Source organism: Pseudoselenomonas caprae (assembly GCF_008271345.1).
GTDB classification, from domain to species: domain Bacteria; phylum Bacillota; class Negativicutes; order Selenomonadales; family Selenomonadaceae; genus Selenomonas_A; species Selenomonas_A caprae.
Genome location: NZ_VTOZ01000006.1, coordinates 18,010 through 36,374, shown reverse-complemented (window position 1 = coordinate 36,374; position 18,365 = coordinate 18,010). Strand labels below are relative to the sequence as shown.

15 protein-coding genes are annotated in these 18,365 nt (G+C 57.8%); 4 read left to right on the top strand and 11 right to left on the bottom strand.

The annotated features are described in order from the left end of the window. Positions 1–31 precede the first annotated feature (31 nt). Together FZ041_RS04110 and FZ041_RS04105 are read right to left on the bottom strand one after the other, a co-directional pair. The gene (locus tag FZ041_RS04110) at positions 32–2,146 is read right to left on the bottom strand and encodes an alpha-glucoside-specific PTS transporter subunit IIBC (RefSeq protein WP_149188620.1); all 2,115 of its coding nucleotides are present in this window, start codon (positions 2,144–2,146) and stop codon (positions 32–34) included. Between the two features lie 222 nt (positions 2,147–2,368). Then, on the bottom strand, positions 2,369–3,142 hold the full coding sequence (locus FZ041_RS04105) for a MurR/RpiR family transcriptional regulator (protein WP_149188619.1): 774 nt from the start codon (positions 3,140–3,142) through the stop codon (positions 2,369–2,371). 136 nt (positions 3,143–3,278) lie between these two features. Here FZ041_RS04105 and FZ041_RS14935 point away from each other — a divergent pair, with 136 nt between their 5' ends. Further along, on the top strand, positions 3,279–3,863 hold the full coding sequence (locus FZ041_RS14935) for a sigma-70 family RNA polymerase sigma factor (RefSeq protein ID WP_149188618.1): 585 nt from the start codon (positions 3,279–3,281) through the stop codon (positions 3,861–3,863). Positions 3,864–4,559: 696 nt separating this feature from the next. Here FZ041_RS14935 and FZ041_RS04095 read toward each other — a convergent pair. Genes FZ041_RS04095 through FZ041_RS04085 form a run of 3 tightly spaced genes read right to left on the bottom strand, consistent with a single transcriptional unit; the run spans position 4,560 to position 9,164 of the window. Next, a complete protein-coding gene (locus FZ041_RS04095; protein ID WP_149188617.1) occupies positions 4,560–7,604 on the bottom strand; it encodes an efflux RND transporter permease subunit in 3,045 nt (1,014 codons plus the stop codon). Continuing rightward, positions 7,604–8,695: an efflux RND transporter periplasmic adaptor subunit gene (locus tag FZ041_RS04090; RefSeq protein ID WP_149188616.1), complete on the bottom strand. Its 1,092-nt coding sequence runs from the start codon at positions 8,693–8,695 to the stop codon at positions 7,604–7,606. Before FZ041_RS04090 ends, FZ041_RS04095 begins: the two co-directional genes overlap by 1 nt. After that, positions 8,682–9,164 carry a MarR family winged helix-turn-helix transcriptional regulator gene (locus FZ041_RS04085; RefSeq protein ID WP_149188615.1) on the bottom strand — a complete coding sequence of 161 codons (483 nt, stop codon included), beginning with the start codon at positions 9,162–9,164 and terminating at the stop codon, positions 8,682–8,684. Before FZ041_RS04085 ends, FZ041_RS04090 begins: the two co-directional genes overlap by 14 nt. Before the next feature lie 207 nt (positions 9,165–9,371). On the opposite strand from FZ041_RS04085, the gene FZ041_RS04080 reads away from it, so the two are divergent. The 3 genes from FZ041_RS04080 to FZ041_RS04070 are packed head-to-tail and all read left to right on the top strand — an operon-like array spanning position 9,372 to position 12,669. Continuing rightward, positions 9,372–10,856, top strand: coding sequence for an ArnT family glycosyltransferase (locus FZ041_RS04080; RefSeq protein WP_149188614.1), 1,485 nt, complete (start codon positions 9,372–9,374; stop codon positions 10,854–10,856). Beyond that, positions 10,856–11,830: a glycosyltransferase family 2 protein gene (locus FZ041_RS04075; protein ID WP_149188690.1), complete on the top strand. Its 975-nt coding sequence runs from the start codon at positions 10,856–10,858 to the stop codon at positions 11,828–11,830. Before FZ041_RS04080 ends, FZ041_RS04075 begins: the two co-directional genes overlap by 1 nt. After that, positions 11,827–12,669, top strand: a complete 843-nt coding sequence (locus FZ041_RS04070; protein WP_149188613.1) for a menaquinone biosynthetic enzyme MqnA/MqnD family protein — start codon at positions 11,827–11,829, stop codon at positions 12,667–12,669. The genes FZ041_RS04075 and FZ041_RS04070 overlap by 4 nt, the downstream gene beginning before the upstream one ends. Positions 12,670–12,745: 76 nt before the next feature. On the opposite strand, the gene FZ041_RS04065 is transcribed toward FZ041_RS04070, so the two are convergent. The 6 genes from FZ041_RS04065 to FZ041_RS04040 all read right to left on the bottom strand — a co-directional run bounded on the left by FZ041_RS04065 (position 12,746) and on the right by FZ041_RS04040 (position 18,257). Continuing rightward, positions 12,746–13,456 (bottom strand): hypothetical protein, encoded by a 711-nt coding sequence (locus FZ041_RS04065; RefSeq protein ID WP_075445669.1) that lies wholly within the window; start codon positions 13,454–13,456, stop codon positions 12,746–12,748. A 29-nt stretch (positions 13,457–13,485) separates the two neighbouring features. Continuing rightward, a complete protein-coding gene (locus tag FZ041_RS04060) occupies positions 13,486–14,202 on the bottom strand; it encodes a hypothetical protein (RefSeq protein ID WP_149188612.1) in 717 nt (238 codons plus the stop codon). Positions 14,203–14,297: 95 nt separating this feature from the next. Beyond that, entirely contained in the window at positions 14,298–15,359 is a 1,062-nt protein-coding gene (locus FZ041_RS04055; RefSeq protein ID WP_075445671.1) for an L-threonylcarbamoyladenylate synthase, read from the bottom strand. Positions 15,360–15,416: 57 nt separating this feature from the next. Next, positions 15,417–16,298, bottom strand: a complete 882-nt coding sequence (prmC, locus tag FZ041_RS04050; RefSeq protein ID WP_075445672.1) for a peptide chain release factor N(5)-glutamine methyltransferase — start codon at positions 16,296–16,298, stop codon at positions 15,417–15,419. Further along, a complete protein-coding gene (gene prfA / locus FZ041_RS04045) occupies positions 16,298–17,365 on the bottom strand; it encodes a peptide chain release factor 1 (protein WP_075445673.1) in 1,068 nt (355 codons plus the stop codon). The genes prmC and prfA overlap by 1 nt, the downstream gene beginning before the upstream one ends. Then, entirely contained in the window at positions 17,355–18,257 is a 903-nt protein-coding gene (locus tag FZ041_RS04040) for a DUF1385 domain-containing protein (protein WP_149188689.1), read from the bottom strand. The genes prfA and FZ041_RS04040 overlap by 11 nt, the downstream gene beginning before the upstream one ends. Positions 18,258–18,365 lie beyond the last annotated feature (108 nt).

The window sequence follows — 18,365 nt, the reverse complement described above, 5'->3', positions numbered from 1 at the left end:
GATAAATCTTTCCTTTATGGGTCATTGCCGGTCAGAATGTCAGGACCGGGGTTTCACTTGCCGCAACCGTCTGGTTCGGCTTCTTCTTCATCTGCGGATAATCTGCCGAGTTCGTCACTGCCATGATGACCGTCGTCTGATAGCCGGCATCACGGATGACCTGCGGGTCGAAGCGGATAAGCGGCTCGCCCTGCTTGACATGCGCCCCCTGCTCCGTCAGCAGCTGGAAGCCACGGCCGTTGAGCTTGACCGTATCGATGCCGATATGGATCAGAAGCTCTGCACCATTGGCAAAACGCAAGCCGATAGCATGCAGGCTCTCCTCCATGACCATCGTGACCTCAGCATCGGCCGGTGCTACGACCGTATCGCCCGTCGGCTCGATAGCTACGCCATCGCCCATCATCTTCTGCGAGAACATATCATCCTTGACTTCGGACATATCGATGAGCTGTCCTGAAATGCAGGCATCGAGTTTCATGGAAAGATCCACAGCAGCAGCCGTCTTGGCAGAGGTATCCTCCCCCTCACCCGGTGCGATGGATTCGCCCTTCAGCAGCGCATCGAAGTAGCCGCGCACCTGCGGTACGGAAAGGCCGACGATTACCTGCACGGCATGACCGTTCTTGACGAGGCCATAGGCACCCGCCTTCGTGAATTTCGATACCGGTTTTACTTTATCGGGATCGCCAACCGTGACACGCAGGCGCGTCGCACAGTTCGTGACCTCTTTGATGTTCTCCGGGCCGCCCAGGCAGTCCAGGAATACTTTCGCCTTGATGGCCATAGCATTGCCTGCAAGGCCCATGTCTTCCATTTCTTTCTTGGCTTTGTACTCGTCTTTCGAGAACAGCTTATCCTCAACGTCGTCAGCCGTGCGGCCCGGCGTTGCATAGTCGAACTTCAGGATCATGAAACGGAACGTGAAGAAATAGATGGCCGTAAAGCAGAGACCGATGACAATCTGCATGATATACGTGCCGGAATGATAAGCGAACAGCGGAATCCAGTTCTGCACGAAGCAGTCGATAAGGCCGCCACCGAAGTTACCGGCCAGACCGAAGAAATAAAGCGTAGCCGACAGCGTTGCGGCCAAAATGGAATGAACGAGATACAGAAGCGGCGCTACGAACAGGAACGTGAACTCCAGCGGCTCGGTGATGCCGCAGATCACAGCGGTCAGCGTAGCCGGAATCAGCAGAGCTGCCGTCTTCTTTTTCTTCTCCGGTTTCGCGCACATGTAGATAGCCAGTGCTGCGCCCGGCAGGCCAAAGACCTTCGAGCTGCCATGCAGGGCGAAGCCGCCCTCCGGGAACATGTCCTTGAGGCTCTGCGCGCTCGTCGCAAAGTCGTTGATATGCTGCAGCCAGTATGCCTGGATACCGCCATCACAGACGGCCGGGCCGAAGATGAACGGCAGATAGATGAAGTGGTGCAGGCCTGCCGGCAGCAGGATGCGCTCCGAGAAAGTGTAAGCCCAGACGCCCAGAAGACCGCTGGTCTTGAGGAAGCCCTGGAAATTCATGATGCCATGCTGGATGGCCGGCCAGATCAAGCAGAAGAGGAAGGCCAGCGGGATCATCACGGCAAAGCCGACAGCTACGACGAAGGCCGGGCCCTTGAAGATGCCGAGCCACTCAGGGATATCCGTATCGTAGAAGCGGTTGTGCAGCCAGGCCGTCACACAGGCGATGAAGATAGCACCGAGCATGCCCATGTCGAGGGTCTTGATGTTGGCAATCATCGCCAGGCCCGTGCCCGCGCCGGCGTTCTGGCTGTAGTCAACGCCGAAGAACGCACCGTGGAGCGTCAGAAAGCCCGAGATGAAATAATTGAATACCATGTAGATGACAAAGGCTTCCATCGCGCACCGTGCCGGTTCCTTCTTGGCAAAACCAATCGGCACTGCGATGGCGAACAGGATCGGCATCTGCGAAAATACTGTCCAGGCTCCCTGTTCCACGACAAACCAGAAATCATACCACAGCGTACCCTTCGCTGCCAGAGCACCGAGAATGCCTTCATTCTTGCAAATGATGGCCAATGCTACCGTGAGACCAAAGAATGCAAACAATACGACCGGCGTGTACATCGCACCGCCAAACCGCTGCATTCCCTGCATGACACGATCTTTGCTTAGTGTCATTTTTCATTCCCTCCAGTTCTCCTACGAACGTCTTGTCACATCGATACATACCCAATAAATGCGGTTCCCATTCAGATCCCGTTGGCATCCTGCCGCTGTTCTCTGTAAGATATCTTGTATCTAAATCATACGCAAAAAAGCCCGCGAACGCAATAGGTTCGCGGGCTTTCGGCACTTTGTCGTCAAGGCGTACCATGGTACATCAGGCGTACTTTGGTACACTTACTGGCCAGTCTGACGATTGATATACATGCGGTACTTGACATACCAGACCTCCACGAGCATGAAGTACGGCATCATCGACTGGAAGGCCGTATGCTCATCGTCATGGTTATAGAGCTGGAAGCGTGCTGGCGACACGTAGAGATTGACGGTCGACAAGCTCGCCAGCGTATTGTCATGCAGCTTCGTGATGGAGATGAACGGCACGTCCAGAAGCTGCAGCTGCCGTGCAAACTCCACGACCTGCGGCGTCTCTCCCGACAGCGACACGAAGACGAAGAGATCATCCTTCGTCAACGTCCGCGCAATGGAGCGGAATTCTTCATGGCCGTTGATCTCATAGATCAATACATTGTCGTAGAAGAACAGCCGCTTCAGCTCCTGCACGACATTGTTCTGCACGTAGCCAGAGGCAAAGGCAAAGACGCGGTTCGACTCGTGCATCAGGCGGCTCGCACTGTCGAAGTTGCGCTTGAATACCTTGGCCGCCGTCTGCGAGTAGAAGCCCTGCAGATCCTTGAGGACATCCTCACGATAAAACGCCTTGGCCGGTTCCTCCATTTTCATGACGGCCTTGAGCTCACCAAAGCCATCAAAGCCGAGCTTCTGCGCAAAGCGGACAATCGTCGTGCTCGATACGGCACAGGCGCGGGCCAGCTCGTGGATCGAGATATGCCGCGCCTCAGCCCGATGCTGGAGGATATACTTCCAGATGGCCATGTCCGTGTCATTCAGCTCATTCCTATGACGGTTGATGATTTCTTCCAATCGCATACAAAACGCCCCCTTGTTCATGCCATATTATAGCACGAACCGTCAAAAAACAACATTTTTTCATCCTTTTACCGGCAAATCATCATTCGATTGACAGCTGGCCTCCCGCTACAATAGGCCATGAAAGGAGTGATGGATGATGAATCTCTGCAACCATCTGGATAAAGCCGCCGAAGATGCGCTGATTGCCCGCGCCGCCCGCCACGATGCTGCGGCCAGCCACCAGCTCTACCACTATTACCACGCCCTGCTCGCCAAGGAAGCACACCAGCGGTACCTCGCCGCAGCAGGTCTCCGGGACGAAGCCGAGGGCATCGCAGGCCTGGCCTTCACCGAAGCCATCGCCGCCTACGACGCCACCCGCGGCGTCCACTTCGCCGCCTTCCTGCAGCACCGCGTAAAGATGGCACTCTACACCGCCTTCTGCCGCCTGCGCCGCTATCTTAGACGTACCTCGCACCCCGATCAGGATCGCACTGCCGACGGCTCCCTATGGGACTTGCTCCCGGACAGCGCCCCCATTCCCGAGGCCCAGCTATGCCGCCGCCAGCAGCTGCGCCAGGCCATCCATTGCCTGACTGCCAAAGAAAAAGCAGTCCTTTGCCTTATCTACCTCTACGGCCTGCCCCAAACCACCATCGCCGCCCGCCTCCACAGCACCCACCAAGCCATCAGCAAAATCCATCGGCGCAGCCTGCAAAAAATGCGGCTAATGCTATAAAATTGCAGTTTGTCGGTTGGTTCGTGCGGAACGGAATCCCGATAGTACGCTGCTCGGGGTTCACGGGGTAGTACTTTTTCTGTTTCCGCTAAATGGACCGTACGACCAGAACTACGGACTTAGTTACCTGCTCCCGTCACCAGGTCGCGGCGTACACATCGGAGTCTAGCTTATGCGCTTACGGCCCAGTCCTGCTGCGCAGGACAGTCGCTCCAGACAGAAAGAAGCACTACCCCGTTCGCCCCCTTCATCCGCATGCGCAGATTTGTACGAACCGTTGCTCCCGTTACAAGCACATCGATGTAATTCGTTCCCTATCGCCGGAACAGTGCAGAATTATCCAAACGATACAGAGGGCGGGGGCGGGTACACTTTCTTCGCAGCGGGAGCGATTTGCCCGAACGCAGTGAGGGATGGCCCGCAGTACGTACTTCCTAGAACAATTCGATGTATTGGCGTGCCGCCGGCCTGCCCGGCACATGTATCTGGATACGTACTAAAGCAACCGCGCGGGTCATTTAGCGGGAGCGGAGAAAAAGTGCACCCGCCCCCACCCAAGCTGAGCTGTAACGAGTTTATTTTAACCACGCACGGACAGTCAAACTGCAAGTTATCGCTTGGTCACACAAATGGAGGAGGTCCGCTGACATCGTTGTGTCAGCGGACCTCCTCCATTTATGACAGGGCAATCCCCTTCTATTCTCTTTTGACCTTATACGCCACGGCATACATCGCCGGCAGCACCAGCAACGTCAGCACCGTCGCCACGAGCAGGCCGCTGGCAATCGCTACTGCCATCGGCCCCCAGAAGCGGCTGAACATCAGTGGCAGCATGCCGAGGATGGCCGCCGCCGCCGTCAGCATAATGGGACGGAAGCGCAGGATGGCCGAATCCACCACGGCATCCCACGGCGTCTCGCCATCAGCCAGATGCTTCTGGATCTGGTCGATCAGTATGACCGAGTTGCGGATGATCATGCCGGAAAGCGCCAGGATGCCGAGCTCGGCCACGAATCCCATGGCCGAGTTCGTCAGCAGCATGCCCCAGCTGACGCCGATGATGCCCAGCGGCGCAGTAAGCACCGTCAGTACCATCTGCTTGACACTGCCAAGCTGGAACATCAGCAGCGTCATAATGATGAATATCATCATCGGTATAGGCTTCATCAAGTACCCTGCACTATCCTTGCTGTCAGCCAAGGCACCAGCTGGCTCGATGCGGCAGCCAAACGGCAAATCTTCACGCAGCTCTTTGGTTGCGTCAAAAGCTTTTTGCGTCGCATCGTTCGCCGTCCCGGCATGGATTTCAGCCTGCACCGTAACCGTTGGCATCAGGTCACGGCGTTCGATATAGCCGTCCTCTGCCTCATACGAAATCTTTGCGAGCTGCTCCAGCGGCACATAGCCCGCCTGACCGAGATAAATCGGCAGGCTTTTTATTTTCGACAGATCCTGCCGGTCTTCGCTTGCCAGACGCAGCTTGATATCGATGGTGCGGTCGCCAGCATAGAACTGTGCTGCCGTTGCACCGGTAATTGCCGTATAGAGCTGCTGGGAAACAGCCTGGCTGCTGACGCCGAGCGAGTTCAATTTATCCTGGTCGAGTTCTAAATGCATGACCTTGCTCTTATCGCCCCAGCTCATATTGACGTTATAATTGTTCGGGTCCTCGGCGACGATATCTGCGACCTTGCGCGCCAGTTCCTTGGCCTGATCTGACGTATAGCCCGTCACGCGCAGCATGACCGGATAGGCCGCCGGCGGCCCCGTCTGGATGAACTGCATCTTCGCCCGGACATCGGCAAAATCATCGGCAAAGGCCTTATTCAGCTGCTCCGTCAGCTTTTCACGTGCCTCTGTATCCTTTGCCACGAGCACGAATTGCGCGGCATTATCGCGTTCTGCCTTCGGGTCGATGGTCAGCACGAAACGCGGCGCATAGCGGCCAACATAATACGAATAGTTAGCCAGCAAGTCCTGCCGCGCCTGCAGCCAGTCTGACATGCGGTCGCAGACCTCCTGCGTGGCCGCCATCGAGGAGCCTTCGGGCAGCTTGAGCTCGATGAGCACCTCCGGACGGGTCGACGTCGGGAAGAATTCCTGTTTGACAAATTTCAGCATTCCCACCGATACGAGGAATAGGACTGCCGTGACCCCCAGCACCAGCCGGCGATGGTCCAGGAACCAGACCAGCACCTCACGGAACCAGCGGTAGAACTTGCTCTGATAGGGATCGAACTTACCAGCCTCATCCGTCTTGACCTCGACCTGTATCAGGTGATAGCCAAACAGCGGGGCAATCATGACTGACACCAGCCACGACAGCAGCAGCGCCGTAGCAATGACTGGGAACAGTGCCCGGCAGAACTCGCTGGCCAGGCCCTCCGAAAAAGCCACGGGGATAAAGCCGGCGCAGGTGATCAGCGTGCCGGTGAGCATCGGCTTGGCCGTTGCCCGGAACGCATAGCAGGCCGCATCAAATCGGTTCAGCCCCATCTCCAGCTTGACGCTCATCATCTCCACGGCAATGATGGCATCATCGACCAGCAAGCCCAGCGCAATGATCAGCGCGCCCAGCGACACCTTGTGCAGGTCGATGCCTGCCATATACATGACACAGAAGACGCCGCAGAGCACCAGCGGGATGCAGCCGGCAACTACCATGCCCGTACGCACGCCCAGCGACAAGAAGCTTACCGCGAGCACGATGACGATGGCTTCGACCAATGTCTTGACGAAGTCATGGATGGAGCCATCGACGACCTTCGGCTGATCGGAAACCTGATGGATCTCCAGACCCACCGGCACTTCCTGCTGGATCTTGCCGATCTCCTGCCGCAGCTGCTCGCCGAGCTCCAGGATATTGCCACCCTCCTCCATCGACACAGCTATGCCGATGGCCGGTTCGCCATTGAAATACATCTTTGGTTTCGCCGGATCGATGGACTGGCGCTGCACGCGGGCGATATCGCCGAGGCGAAGCACCTTGCCATTGGCATTGATCGGCATCTCCCGGATGGCATCGATATCATCGAAAACACCGCTGACACGCAGGAAGACATCGTTGGTACTCGTCTCCACCTCACCAGTCGCCGTCATATTATTCTGCGTCTTGAGCGCATTGGCGATAATCTGCGGATTGATGCCCAGCTCAGCAATCTTATCGCGCTGCAGCTCGACATACACGACATCCGGCTGCTCGCCAATGAGCTCTACCTTCTGCACGCTCGGGATGCGCAAAAGATCCCGGCGCGTTTTCTCCGCATACTGGCGCAACTCCTCATAGCTGTAGCCATCGCCGGTCACGGCATAGATCGAGCCGTAGACATCGTCGAAGCGGTCATTGTAATACGGACCATAGACGCCCTCCGGCAAGTCTTTCTTGACCGCCTCGCCGAAATTGTGGACGTCGCGCCAGATGGGCCGGATCTGATCCTTGGACACCTCGGGCTTCAAGGCCACATAGATGACCGTCTGGCCCGCCCGCGTCTCGCTGTTGATATGGTCAAGGCCCGGCACATCCTGGAACTTCTTCTCAAGCTTATCCGTTACCTGTTCCTGCATCTGTTCCGCCGTCGCGCCGGGCCAGGCCGCCGTGATGACCATCTGCCGGATGGTGAACTGCGGGTCCTCCATGCGGCCCAGCTGAAAATACGCTGCCACGCCGCCGATGGCCGTCATGATGATGAAGTACCAGACCAGCGCCCGATGCTTCAGCGATATTTCTGTCAGATTCGTCATCAGTCAGCCGCCTCCGTCCGCACACTCTGCCCTGCACGCAGCTTATGCACGCCAGCCGTGACCACCAGATCCGTAGGCGCCAGTCCCTGTACCAGGACTTGATTATCCCCGAAGTTCTCGACAGTAACCGGCTTGAGGCTGACCGTATGATCATCACCGACCACCCAGACCTGCGGCGTATCGCCATCCTGATAGATGGCCGACAACGGCAAAAGCGCCGTGCCCGCACTGCCCGCATCATCAGCAGATTTCGGCGTCAGGGCAACATTGGCCGTCATGCCAAGCTGCATGCCAGCTGGCGGCTCCGGCACTGACACGCGCACGCGATAGGTGCGGGACGCGCTATCCGCCATCGGCGCGATTTCACGCACTACACCTTCAGCCCGGTCATGGATCGCCCAGAACTTGACAACCGCCCGGTCACCTACGGCAATCCCGGCCACGCGGTTCTCCGGCACCTGGATTTCAATCTCCAGCTCGTTTGTCTGTACGAGCGTCAGCACGGTCTGGCCTGCGCCTACCACCTGCCCTTCCTCGGCTGTGATGGATGATACGACGCCATTTGCCCCGGCGGTGAGATTCGTATAGCCCATGGCATTATGTCCCTGCGCCGCCTGGGCCAGTGCATTCTGATAGGCTGCAAACGCCGCATCGTAATTAGCCTGATACTGGTCAAGCGTCGCCGCAGCCACAGCATTTTCCTGATACAGCTGGCTGTAGCGGGAAAGATTGCGTTGCGCAAGGTCAAGCTGGGCCCGCGCCTGAGCCACCTGGGCATCCCCCTGATTGGACTTCTGCACGACATCACGGCTGTCGATCGTCATGAGCACATCGCCGGCGCGTACAGACGAGCCCACCTGCACATTGCGGCTGATGATCTGCCCGCCGACCTGAAACGACATATTCGTCTCATACCTGCCGCGGACAGTCCCCGAATATGAGCTGTTATCCGCCAGCGAACTGCTATCCGCCTGCTGGGTCTTGACCAGTGGTGCCCGCTCCTGCTCCTGCTCCTTGCTGCCGCAGCCAGCAAATACCAGATTCATCATTGCCAGCAGGCAAACCGCCGCACATAGCTTATAGCCTTTCATGAGCCTCGCCTCCTGTCGGCACTTTCTTGGCTAAATCCACGATGTTCGCCGCGCAGGCACGCGTGACAAGCTCGTTAAATCCATTGAACAGGGTATGGATCTCGTTGGGATTCATATCGCGGACCAGATAGTCCACCCAGCCCTGAATGATATTGCGCAAGAATTGATGCTGCTCCTTGCCATACGAAGTCAGGAAGATATGTTTGACACGGCGATCGGCCGGATCGACTTCCCGATAGATGAAACCTTTGCCCTCCAGCAGGTTTACCGTCCGCGTGACAACAGCCTTGTCCAGGTACAGCATGCTCGCCAGCTCATCCTGCTTTGCGCCCTCATGATCGAAGATGCGGATCAGCATGATGTATTCCGAAAAGGTAAGGTCAAGTTTCTGGCAGGCCTCCACCACAAACAGCTGCGATCGCCGATGCAGGATAGAAAACCAGCGTCCCACATTTACATAATCATCCATAAACGTATTCCTCCCACCACTCCGTAGTATATAATAAGGTTTGTATGTTGTTGACTTTATCAAATAATTTTACTAAAAATGATAATAAAAGTCAATCATATAAGGCTTATTAATCCGACCTTAATATATATATACTTGCTAGATATATTAAGATTTGCTAAACTAAACTTTCGAGAGAGTACGCATTTAGGAGGTACATGAAATATAATGAATCAGAAAGAATTCCGGCTGTCTGTGCTGGCCCTTATCATCCTGCTGCTCGCGGGCAATGCCTGGCTGGCCATCACCGATCCGGTAGAATCAAACTACGCGCTGACCGCGCGTGAGATGCTCGAAGCCGGCGACTTCATCTCGCCGCGCATCTACGGCAACTACTGGTACGATAAACCGATTTTCTTCTACTGGGAACTCATCCTCGCCTTCAAGCTGTTCGGCGTCAACGAATTCGCCGCCCGCTTCTTCCCGGCGGTCTTCGCGTTCCTCAATGTCGGCCTCGTCTACTGGTTTGCCAAGAAGCTTTATAGCGCCAAGACTGCTATCTGCTCGGCCCTCGTCTTTGCCACGACGACAGGCTTCTTCTACCTGTCGCGCGCTGTCATTACCGACATGGCCTTTGTCTTTTTCTTCAACGCCGTGCTGGTCACCTTCTACTTAGCCTATCGCAGCGGCAACCGCCGCCTCTATCTGGGCTCCTTCTTCTTTGCGGGGCTGGCCACGCTGACCAAGGGCCCAATCGGCATCCTGATGCCGGGCCTTATCCTGCTGATTTTCCTCTGCATCCGCAAGCGTCCAGGCGAACTGCTCCGCATGATGTGGCTGCCAGGGCTTGCCATCTTCTGTGCCGTCGGCGGCTACTGGTACTATCAGATGTACCAGCTGCACGGCCAGGACTTCATCCTCAACTTCTTCGGCGTGCATAACTTCCTGCGCGCTACGGTGGCGGAACACAGCCGCGACGACGTCTGGTACTACTACACGCTGATCTTCCTGCTCGGCTTCTGCCCCTGGTCCTTCATCATGCTCTACCAGATCAAGAAACGCTGGCACGAGCTGCGCGAGAAGGTACGCGCCCGTTCGGTCAGCGAGAGCACCGTATTCCTGCTGCTCTGGGCGTTCATGGTCAATTTCCTGTTCCAAATGATGGCGACGAAATACCTGACCTACACGCAGCCGTCGTTCCTGCCGCTGGCCATCCTCGCCGGCGTCCTGCTCAGCGAGCGCCTCACGATGGTCAAGAAGGTCGCCGCTGGTGCCTGGGTGCTCTATATGATCCTGACCTTCGCCGGTGCCGTACCGCTCTGCGATCATCGTTCTGGCCGCCTGACGTCAGAGGCACTCAAGGAAGTCAATCCCAGCCAGCGTCCTGTTTCCAACTATGGCGACTACCCAACTTCCCTCGTATTTTATTCGCATGACAAGGTAACTCAGCTGGCTCCCAGAGAGATCATCGAGACCACACGCCCCGGCGGCATGTCCTGGGATGCTAAAAACGTCATGCCATTCCTGGCCTTCGAGGATTTGCCCACGGACGAGCCTATCATCGTCACCGTGCAAAACTCCCGAGCCGACCAGCTCAAGCATGCCTTACCTCAAGCCGAACTGCGCACGCTGCGCACCCTCGACACCTATAGCATCGTCGAAATGATCATCCCCGACGAAGCAGCCAAACAGAAAGGAAGCAATGATAAATGATGAGAGGCAGCAGTTTGTCTATCGTAGTGCCCGTATATAATGAATCGGACAACCTGCGTCATTTCCATGCAGCGATCTGCGAGGAAATGGCAAAGCTCGACTACGATTGGGAGCTCATCTTCGTGAACGATGGCTCCACCGATAACAGCAAGGAAATCCTGCTCGAACTCGAACAGCAGGACAGCCATGTCCAACCGATTTTCCTGGCCAAGAATTCCGGCCACCAGCTGGCTCTCACCTGCGGTCTTGACCACGCGGACGGCGATGCCGTCATCACGATGGATGGCGACATGCAGCACCCGCCAGCGCTGATCCCGACGCTTCTGGATTACTGGAATCAGGGCTATGACATCGTCCAGACCATCCGCGAAGCCACCGAGGATGCCTCCTGGCTCAAGAAATTGACCTCCGCCGGATACTACAAATTGCTCAATATCATTTCCGAGGTTCCGGTCCAGCCTGGCGGCTCTGACTTCCGGCTCATGGATCATCAGGCCGTTGTCGCTTTCCGTCACTACCGCGAACACGCCCGTTTCATCCGCGGCATCATCGGTTCTATGGGCTTCAATCAGATACAGGTACATTTCACGGCCCCGCCGCGCTTTGCTGGCGTATCGAAATTCTCGCCCAAGAAAATGCTGCGGCTGGCCGTCGACGGCGTCTTTACCTGCTCGACCTTCCCATTGCGCATTGGCCTCTACGCCGGCGTGGCCTCCATGTTTGCCAGCTTCCTGCTCATCCTGCACGTCCTCTATGAGACATTCGTGCAGGAAGCTACCGTAGCCGGCTGGCCGAGCATCATGGCCTGCATCCTGTTCTTCGGCGGTATGCAGCTGTTGGTTCTCGGGCTCATCGGCGAGTACCTCGGCCGCACCTACGAAGAGACGAAGCGCCGGCCGCTCTACTTGATCGAACGCGGCAAACCGCGCGATCAGAACAACAGATCCGCCATCAGCAAGGAGGAACGTCTATGACTTGCCCACGAGTCGGACATATCAATTTCCTGAATGTCCTGCCGCTGACCTGGAGCTACGCACACGGTGCTGACCAGGGCCTTGCCATCACCCGCGGCGTACCGGCAGTCCTCAACAACGATATCGTCAATCACCGGCTCGACGTCAGCAATGTCTCCTCCATCATCTATGCCCGTGACAGCGAGGAGCTCGTCGTCCTGCCGGATGTCTGCGTGAGCAGCGATGGCGACGTGCAGAGCATCCTGCTCGTCTCGCGCAAGCCGATCGGCGACCTGCGCGATGACAAGATCATCCTGACGGCCAAATCGGCCACCTCCCACTGCCTGCTCAAAATCATCCTGCGCGGTGCCTATGGTGCCATCCCGAACTACTACGTGCGCCATATAACGCCCGAGGATCCGATTCCCGAGGATGCAGCCGCATCGCTGCTGATCGGCGATGACGCGCTCTGGCTCTACCACCATCAGCAGCCAGACCTCTACTACTACGATCTCGGCCACGAATGGAAGCAGATGACAGGCAAGAAGATGGTCTATGCACTCTGGGTCGCCAACAAGGATTTTGCAGCGCAAAATCCCGCGCTGCTCCAGCTCGTCTACGACCGCATCCACCATGCCTTCCAGAACGGTCTTGCCCACAAGCGCGAGGCCATCGAGTCGATCCTTGCCGGCAAGCCATTCACCTACGAGCAGCTCGACGACTACCTCGGCCCGACCATCCGCTGGGAGCTCACCGAGGAATACCTCGACGGCCTGCGCACCTTCTACGACCTCGCGCACCAGATGAATCTCATCGAGCACATCCCCACCATCAAGCTGGCAAATGTGCAGCGCAGCTGAAAATCATATAGGCAAAAAAGGAGCCAGTGCAATCTAGCGATAGATTGCACTGGCTCCCTTTCTATTCCGCTATTCTTCATTTGATGCGGATAACGCCAGGCTGGATGATCTTCCATTGCCCGTTGCGCTTCTGGAATTTCGCCGGCAGGCGGACCTGTATTTCCCGGCACTCTCCTTGCTCGTAATTCGAGGCGAAGGTCTCCTTCATGCCACCCTCGTTATGCAGCTGCTGATCATACGGATGCAGGGGATTCGGCACGACGATATAGGCCCCGACAGCCTCAGGAACCGGCCACGCCCAATAGGTGCTCTGGGCGATATCCTCGACGGCCGCGAACTGCGGCATGGCCTGCCCATTCTCCTGCGCCGCATGGTCGGTGCAGACGAAGACCTCCAGCTCATTGGTCTTGACGAAGGCCTCGCAGGCCTGCTGCGCCTTGGGCACATCCATGCTGGCCGCCAGATTGTTGTAGTCTGCGAGGAACGCATGCCAGACTTCCTTCTGCTTCTCAGCCAGGATAGCCTCCTGCTCCAGCGCCTGTTCCGCTTCTTTGGCTTCGGCCTCGGCCTGCGCTGCCGTCGCCTCAGCGGACAAGCGCGCCTTGAGCACCTTGACATCCTGCTTGAGGGCTGCCACCTCTTTTTCCAGTTCGGCGATCTTGTTGAACTGCTTACGGCCGCTGATGATGACCGACCAGTTATACGCCACACCGACCAGCGATACCACGCTCAGCACGCCGATCAATACAATCAATACACCAGCCACAAGTGGTGGAAATAACTCCATAACTGCTGCTTCCTTTCTGCTGCACGCATTTACTCTTTGCCGTTCAGGCGGTCAGCCAGCTCCAGGATGTTCCGGATGCGTTTCGCCTCGGTCGCCGTCAGCATGCGGTCGTCGTTCGAGCCGCCCTCGACGCCAGGCATCGTGATCTTTGCCGCCAGCACATCGCTGATCTCACGCATGGCCTTGCCGGTCTCCGCATCGACGGGCTGGTCGCACCATTCCATGATGCCGCTTTCCGTCTGGGTCGTCGCGACAGGCACCTGAGCCCGGATATGATAGATCGCATCAGCCGTCGGCTGGAGGTCTACCCCCTGAAAGCCCATCGGCCGGTGGCCGCGATGACGCAGGATGACATGCAGGACAGCTACGCCGTCTGCGCCCCGCACCAGATAGGGCTGGAAGAAGATACCATCCTCCGTCGGGTCTGCATAGCGATAATACGTCGCACCATCCTCCCCCTGGGAGATCTCCATATCGGCCGTCAGCCCGCGGATGACCTGATCCGGCTCCTCGGCACGGCCCAGCCGCTTATCGAGAAGTTCCTGCTTCTTGCGCGCCTTCTCCCGCAGCGCGGCCTCCTTGGCTTCCTTTTCCTGGCGGGCTGCCTCCTTTGCTGCCTCCTGCTTATCTTTCTCGGCCTGCACAATCTCCCGCGTCTGATGATAGTGGATAGCCATTAGATAGCCGCCGCCACTAGCTACAGCCAGGACCAGTATCGCAACGATTATATATTTGATTTTCCCCATCGTCAGGCTCCTTTCCCAGAATCCCATTTACTCTCTTCCATTTTTTATATACGACAAAAAGGAGGGCTGTTCCTGCTCTCCTCCTAAAAATCGCATCATGCCATAAGCGTACGGAAACCGCTGGCCTTGTGCAGCCGGTTCATTATGGCAAGTCCCAGCCCGTCTTCCGTCGTACCTTCGCCAAGCAGGACATCGGCTGGTTTATCATCAAAGCTGCGTAAAGCTTCATAGATATTGGCCGCAATGGCCGGCAAATCCTGCTGATGACCATAGTCGGCCATGAGATCTGCCGGCACCAGATCATAAAGCTCCTGCAGGACCTCGTGGCTCGCGATGACCCCCACCGTATGGCCCTCGGCCTGCAGGCGCCCGATTTCCCGCTGGAAGGCGCGGGCCATGCGCGTCGGCATGCCCTCGATAAGAGTCAGCGGAGCCTTGGGCGCATAATGCGTATACTTCATGCCCGGCGCCTTGGGCACTGCGTCTGCCCCGACAAGCGCAGGGTCGAGAGCGACAGCCTCCTCGCCGATAAGCTCGGCGAGCATCTCGCGCGTCACCGCGCCAGGGCGCAGGATGACGGCCTTGCTGCCCGTGCAATCAACGATTGTCGATTCGACACCGAAGCGGCAGGCGCCGCCATCGAGGATCAGCGGGATCCGCCCATCCATATCGCGGGCCACGGCCGCAGCAGTCGTCGGGCTGGGCCGGCCTGAGATGTTGGCCGAGGGCGCAGCGACCGGCACGCCAGCCTCCTTTATCATCGCCCGGGCAACATCGTTTTCGGGCATGCGGACGCCTACCGTGTCAAGGCCGCCGGTGATGCGGTCCGGTACGAGGGCGCGGCGCTTCAAGATCAGCGTGATAGGCCCGGGGCAGAAGGCCGCGAGCAGCTTCTCCGCCAGTGGCGTCACCTGCACGGCGACCTGATCGACCATCGAACGGTTCGCCACATGCAGGATCAGCGGATTATCCGACGGACGCCCCTTGGCATCATAAATCCGCCCACAGGCATCACCGTCAAGGCCATTGGCGCCGAGCCCGTAGACCGTCTCCGTCGGGAAGGCCACAAGACCGCCCTGCCGCAGGATTTCGCCTGCCTGCTGCAAAGTGGCCTTCTGCGCCTTCACATCTTCTATCTTCACAATTCTCGTATCCAAAATGCCACACCTCGCTTACCAAGCCGGCGCTCGTCCCGCTCCAGGGATGGGCGCTCCTTATTCCGCTTGTCTCCATGCTACGACCACGCGCTCGATGCCGGCGTAGTCCTTGATGATCTCTGTCCTGCCGATCAGCGGGTTCGCTGCGGCCAGAGCCGCGACATCCTGTGCCTGATGGATGCCGACCTCGAAGGCCATGAATCCGCCGTCCACGAGCATCGCCGGTGCCTCTTGGCAGAGACGGCGGTAGAAATCCAGCCCATCCGTACCGCCAGACAGGGCCGTCAGCGGCTCCTTGCAGCGGACCTCCGGAGCCAGCCCCGCAATGTCTGCCTCGGGGATATAGGGCGGGTTGGACAGAATCGCCGCATAGCTGTTTTCCTTGATGGGGGCCAGCAGGTCGCCCGTATGGAAGACGATGCGGTCTGCCAGCCCGAGGGCTGCGGCATTCTCTTCAGCCACGGCCCGCGCCGCAGGGCTGATGTCGACGGTATCCGCCTTGGCCAGCGGCGTGAAGTTCAGCACCGACAGGCAGACTGCGCCTGTCCCGGTACCGATGTCGGCAAAGCGCACCTCGCCTGCCGGCATAGCCTTGAGCCGCTCGACGGCCGCCTGCACCAGTATCTCCGTATCCGGGCGCGGGACGAGCGTATCCGGCGTCACCTTGAACGTCAGCCCCATGAATTCGCGCTCGCCGATGATGTACGCCACCGGCACATGATTCACACGCTGCTTCACCATCTCGCGATACGCGGCCAGTTCCTCTGCCTGCAGCGGCTCATCGAAATGCACGTAGAGATAGATGCGCTGCTTGTCCAGCAGATGGGAAAGCAGTACCTCCGCATCGAGGCGCGGAGATTCCACGCCCTTCTGCTCAAAGTACTGCTCCGTCCATTTGAGGATTCTGCCAATGGTCCATATCTGATTGCTGTCTGCCATTACTTCACCTGTTTCAGCCGCTCAGCCTGATCCGCCGTGATGAGCGCATTCAATATCTCATCCAGCTCACCGCCGAGCACGGCATCGATTTTATGCAGGGTCAGGCCGATGCGATGATCGGTCACGCGGCCCTGCGGAAAATTATATGTACGGATGCGCTCGCTGCGGTCGCCCGACCCCACCTGGCTGCGGCGGTCAGCGGCCACGGCATCCTCCTGCTGCTGGCGTGCCTGGTCGAGGATGCGCGCGCGCAGCACCTTCATCGCCTTCTCCTTGTTCTTGAGCTGGGACTTCTCATCCTGGCACTGGACGACGATGCCCGTCGGCAGATGGGTGATGCGGATGGCCGTCTCCGTACGGTTTACGTACTGGCCGCCTGCCCCGGAAGCGCAGTAGGTATCGATGCGCAGGTCATTCGGGTTGATGTCGATTTCGACATCCTCGACCTCGGGCAGCACAGCCACCGTGACCGCCGAGGTATGGATGCGCCCTCCCGACTCCGTGACCGGCACGCGCTGCACGCGATGGGTGCCGCTCTCATACTTGAGACGGCTGTACGCCCCAAAGCCCGTCACCATGAACGAGACTTCCTTGAAACCGCCGATCTCGGTCGCATTCGCATCGATGAGCTCCGTGCGCCAGCCCTGCTTCTCCGCGTAGCGCGAATACATGCGGAACAGGTCGCCGGCAAACAAGGCCGCTTCCTCCCCGCCAACACCGCCGCGGATCTCGACGATGACATTCTTGTCATCGTTCGGGTCCTTCGGCAGTAGCAGGATGGGCAGCTCCTGATCCAGGACTTCCTTCTGGGCCGTGAGCTCCGCCAGTTCCTCCTCGACCATCTTGCGCATCTCATCGTCAAGGGGCTCGTCAAACATCGCCTTGTCCTCAGCGATGCCTGTGACCACGCGCTTGTATTCGCGGAACTTCTCGACGACCGGTGTCAGGCTCGCGTGTTCCTTGCTGTATCGCTGCCAGCGGTCGATGTCCTGGATGGTGTCAGGATCGCTGATCAGCGACTCGAGCTCCAAATATTTGTCCTCAACAGCCTGAAGTTTACTCAGCACAACATTCTCCCTCTACTCTGATATATTCGCCGGTCCCCGCCATGATCTCTTCGGCAGGCAGCACGGCCTTCAACGACTCGATGGCCACCTCGACCATATCATCCTCCGGCGGCCGCGTCGTCAGATATTGCAGCCACAGGCCCGGCTTGATGGCCGTCTGGATGATGGCATTCTGGCTGCGGCCGGCCAGCCGGATGAGCTCATACGAGATGCCTGCGACCACTGGCAGCAGCAGGATGCGGCTCGCGATGCGCTCAATAAGCGACGGCCAGCCCAAAAACGCAAACACGAAAATCGACACGAGCATGACAATCAGCAGGAAATTCGTCCCGCAGCGCGGGTGCAGCCGCGAAAACTGCTGCACATTCTCCACCGTCAGCGGCAGCCCTGCCTCGTAGCAATGGATGGTCTTATGCTCAGCCCCATGATACTGGAACACACGGCGGATATCCTTCATACGCGAAATCCCCCAGATATACAGCAGGAAAATCGCCAGCCGCAGGAACCCTTCGAGCAGATTCAGGCAAAACGGGTCGCTGGTGATGTCATGGAAAAATTTTGCCGCCCCGGTCGGAATGGCGATGAACAGGATGCTCGCCAGCACCAGCGCGAACACGATAGTACCTGCCATCTCCCGGTCCGAGAGCTTCTCGTCCTCATCGCCGGCCATCTGGGCCGAATAGGACAGCGACTTCATGCCGATGACCAGCGACTCGATAAGCGCTACCGAACCGCGCAGCATAGGACGCTTCAAGATGGGGAACCGCTCCGTGATCGAATGGACGGGATTCACATCCACCTGTATCCTACCATTCGGGTCGCGCACAGCCGTCGCCGTCAGCTTGGGCCCGCGCATCATGACTCCTTCGATGACGGCCTGGCCGCCAACCATCAATCTATCACTCAATGGTACTTCCTCCTTTTTTCGGGAATACCGATTATTTCAATATTATGAATTGCCTCATAGTAGCCGCATAATAAAAGAAAGCAGAACAGATTG

Excerpts from the sequence above, each read along its gene's own strand:
- FZ041_RS04110 (WP_149188620.1), bottom strand. The coding sequence starts at position 2,146 with ATGACACTAAGCAAAGATCGTGTCATGCAGGGAATGCAGCGGTTTGGC.
- FZ041_RS04105 (WP_149188619.1), bottom strand. The coding sequence starts at position 3,142 with ATGCGATTGGAAGAAATCATCAACCGTCATAGGAATGAGCTGAATGAC.
- FZ041_RS14935 (WP_149188618.1), top strand. The coding sequence starts at position 3,279 with ATGATGAATCTCTGCAACCATCTGGATAAAGCCGCCGAAGATGCGCTG.
- FZ041_RS04095 (WP_149188617.1), bottom strand. The coding sequence starts at position 7,604 with ATGACGAATCTGACAGAAATATCGCTGAAGCATCGGGCGCTGGTCTGG.
- FZ041_RS04090 (WP_149188616.1), bottom strand. The coding sequence starts at position 8,695 with ATGAAAGGCTATAAGCTATGTGCGGCGGTTTGCCTGCTGGCAATGATG.
- FZ041_RS04085 (WP_149188615.1), bottom strand. The coding sequence starts at position 9,164 with ATGGATGATTATGTAAATGTGGGACGCTGGTTTTCTATCCTGCATCGG.
- FZ041_RS04080 (WP_149188614.1), top strand. The coding sequence starts at position 9,372 with ATGAATCAGAAAGAATTCCGGCTGTCTGTGCTGGCCCTTATCATCCTG.
- FZ041_RS04075 (WP_149188690.1), top strand. The coding sequence starts at position 10,856 with ATGAGAGGCAGCAGTTTGTCTATCGTAGTGCCCGTATATAATGAATCG.
- FZ041_RS04070 (WP_149188613.1), top strand. The coding sequence starts at position 11,827 with ATGACTTGCCCACGAGTCGGACATATCAATTTCCTGAATGTCCTGCCG.
- FZ041_RS04065 (WP_075445669.1), bottom strand. The coding sequence starts at position 13,456 with ATGGAGTTATTTCCACCACTTGTGGCTGGTGTATTGATTGTATTGATC.
- FZ041_RS04060 (WP_149188612.1), bottom strand. The coding sequence starts at position 14,202 with ATGGGGAAAATCAAATATATAATCGTTGCGATACTGGTCCTGGCTGTA.
- prmC (WP_075445672.1), bottom strand. The coding sequence starts at position 16,298 with ATGGCAGACAGCAATCAGATATGGACCATTGGCAGAATCCTCAAATGG.
- FZ041_RS04040 (WP_149188689.1), bottom strand. The coding sequence starts at position 18,257 with ATGGTTGGCGGCCAGGCCGTCATCGAAGGAGTCATGATGCGCGGGCCC.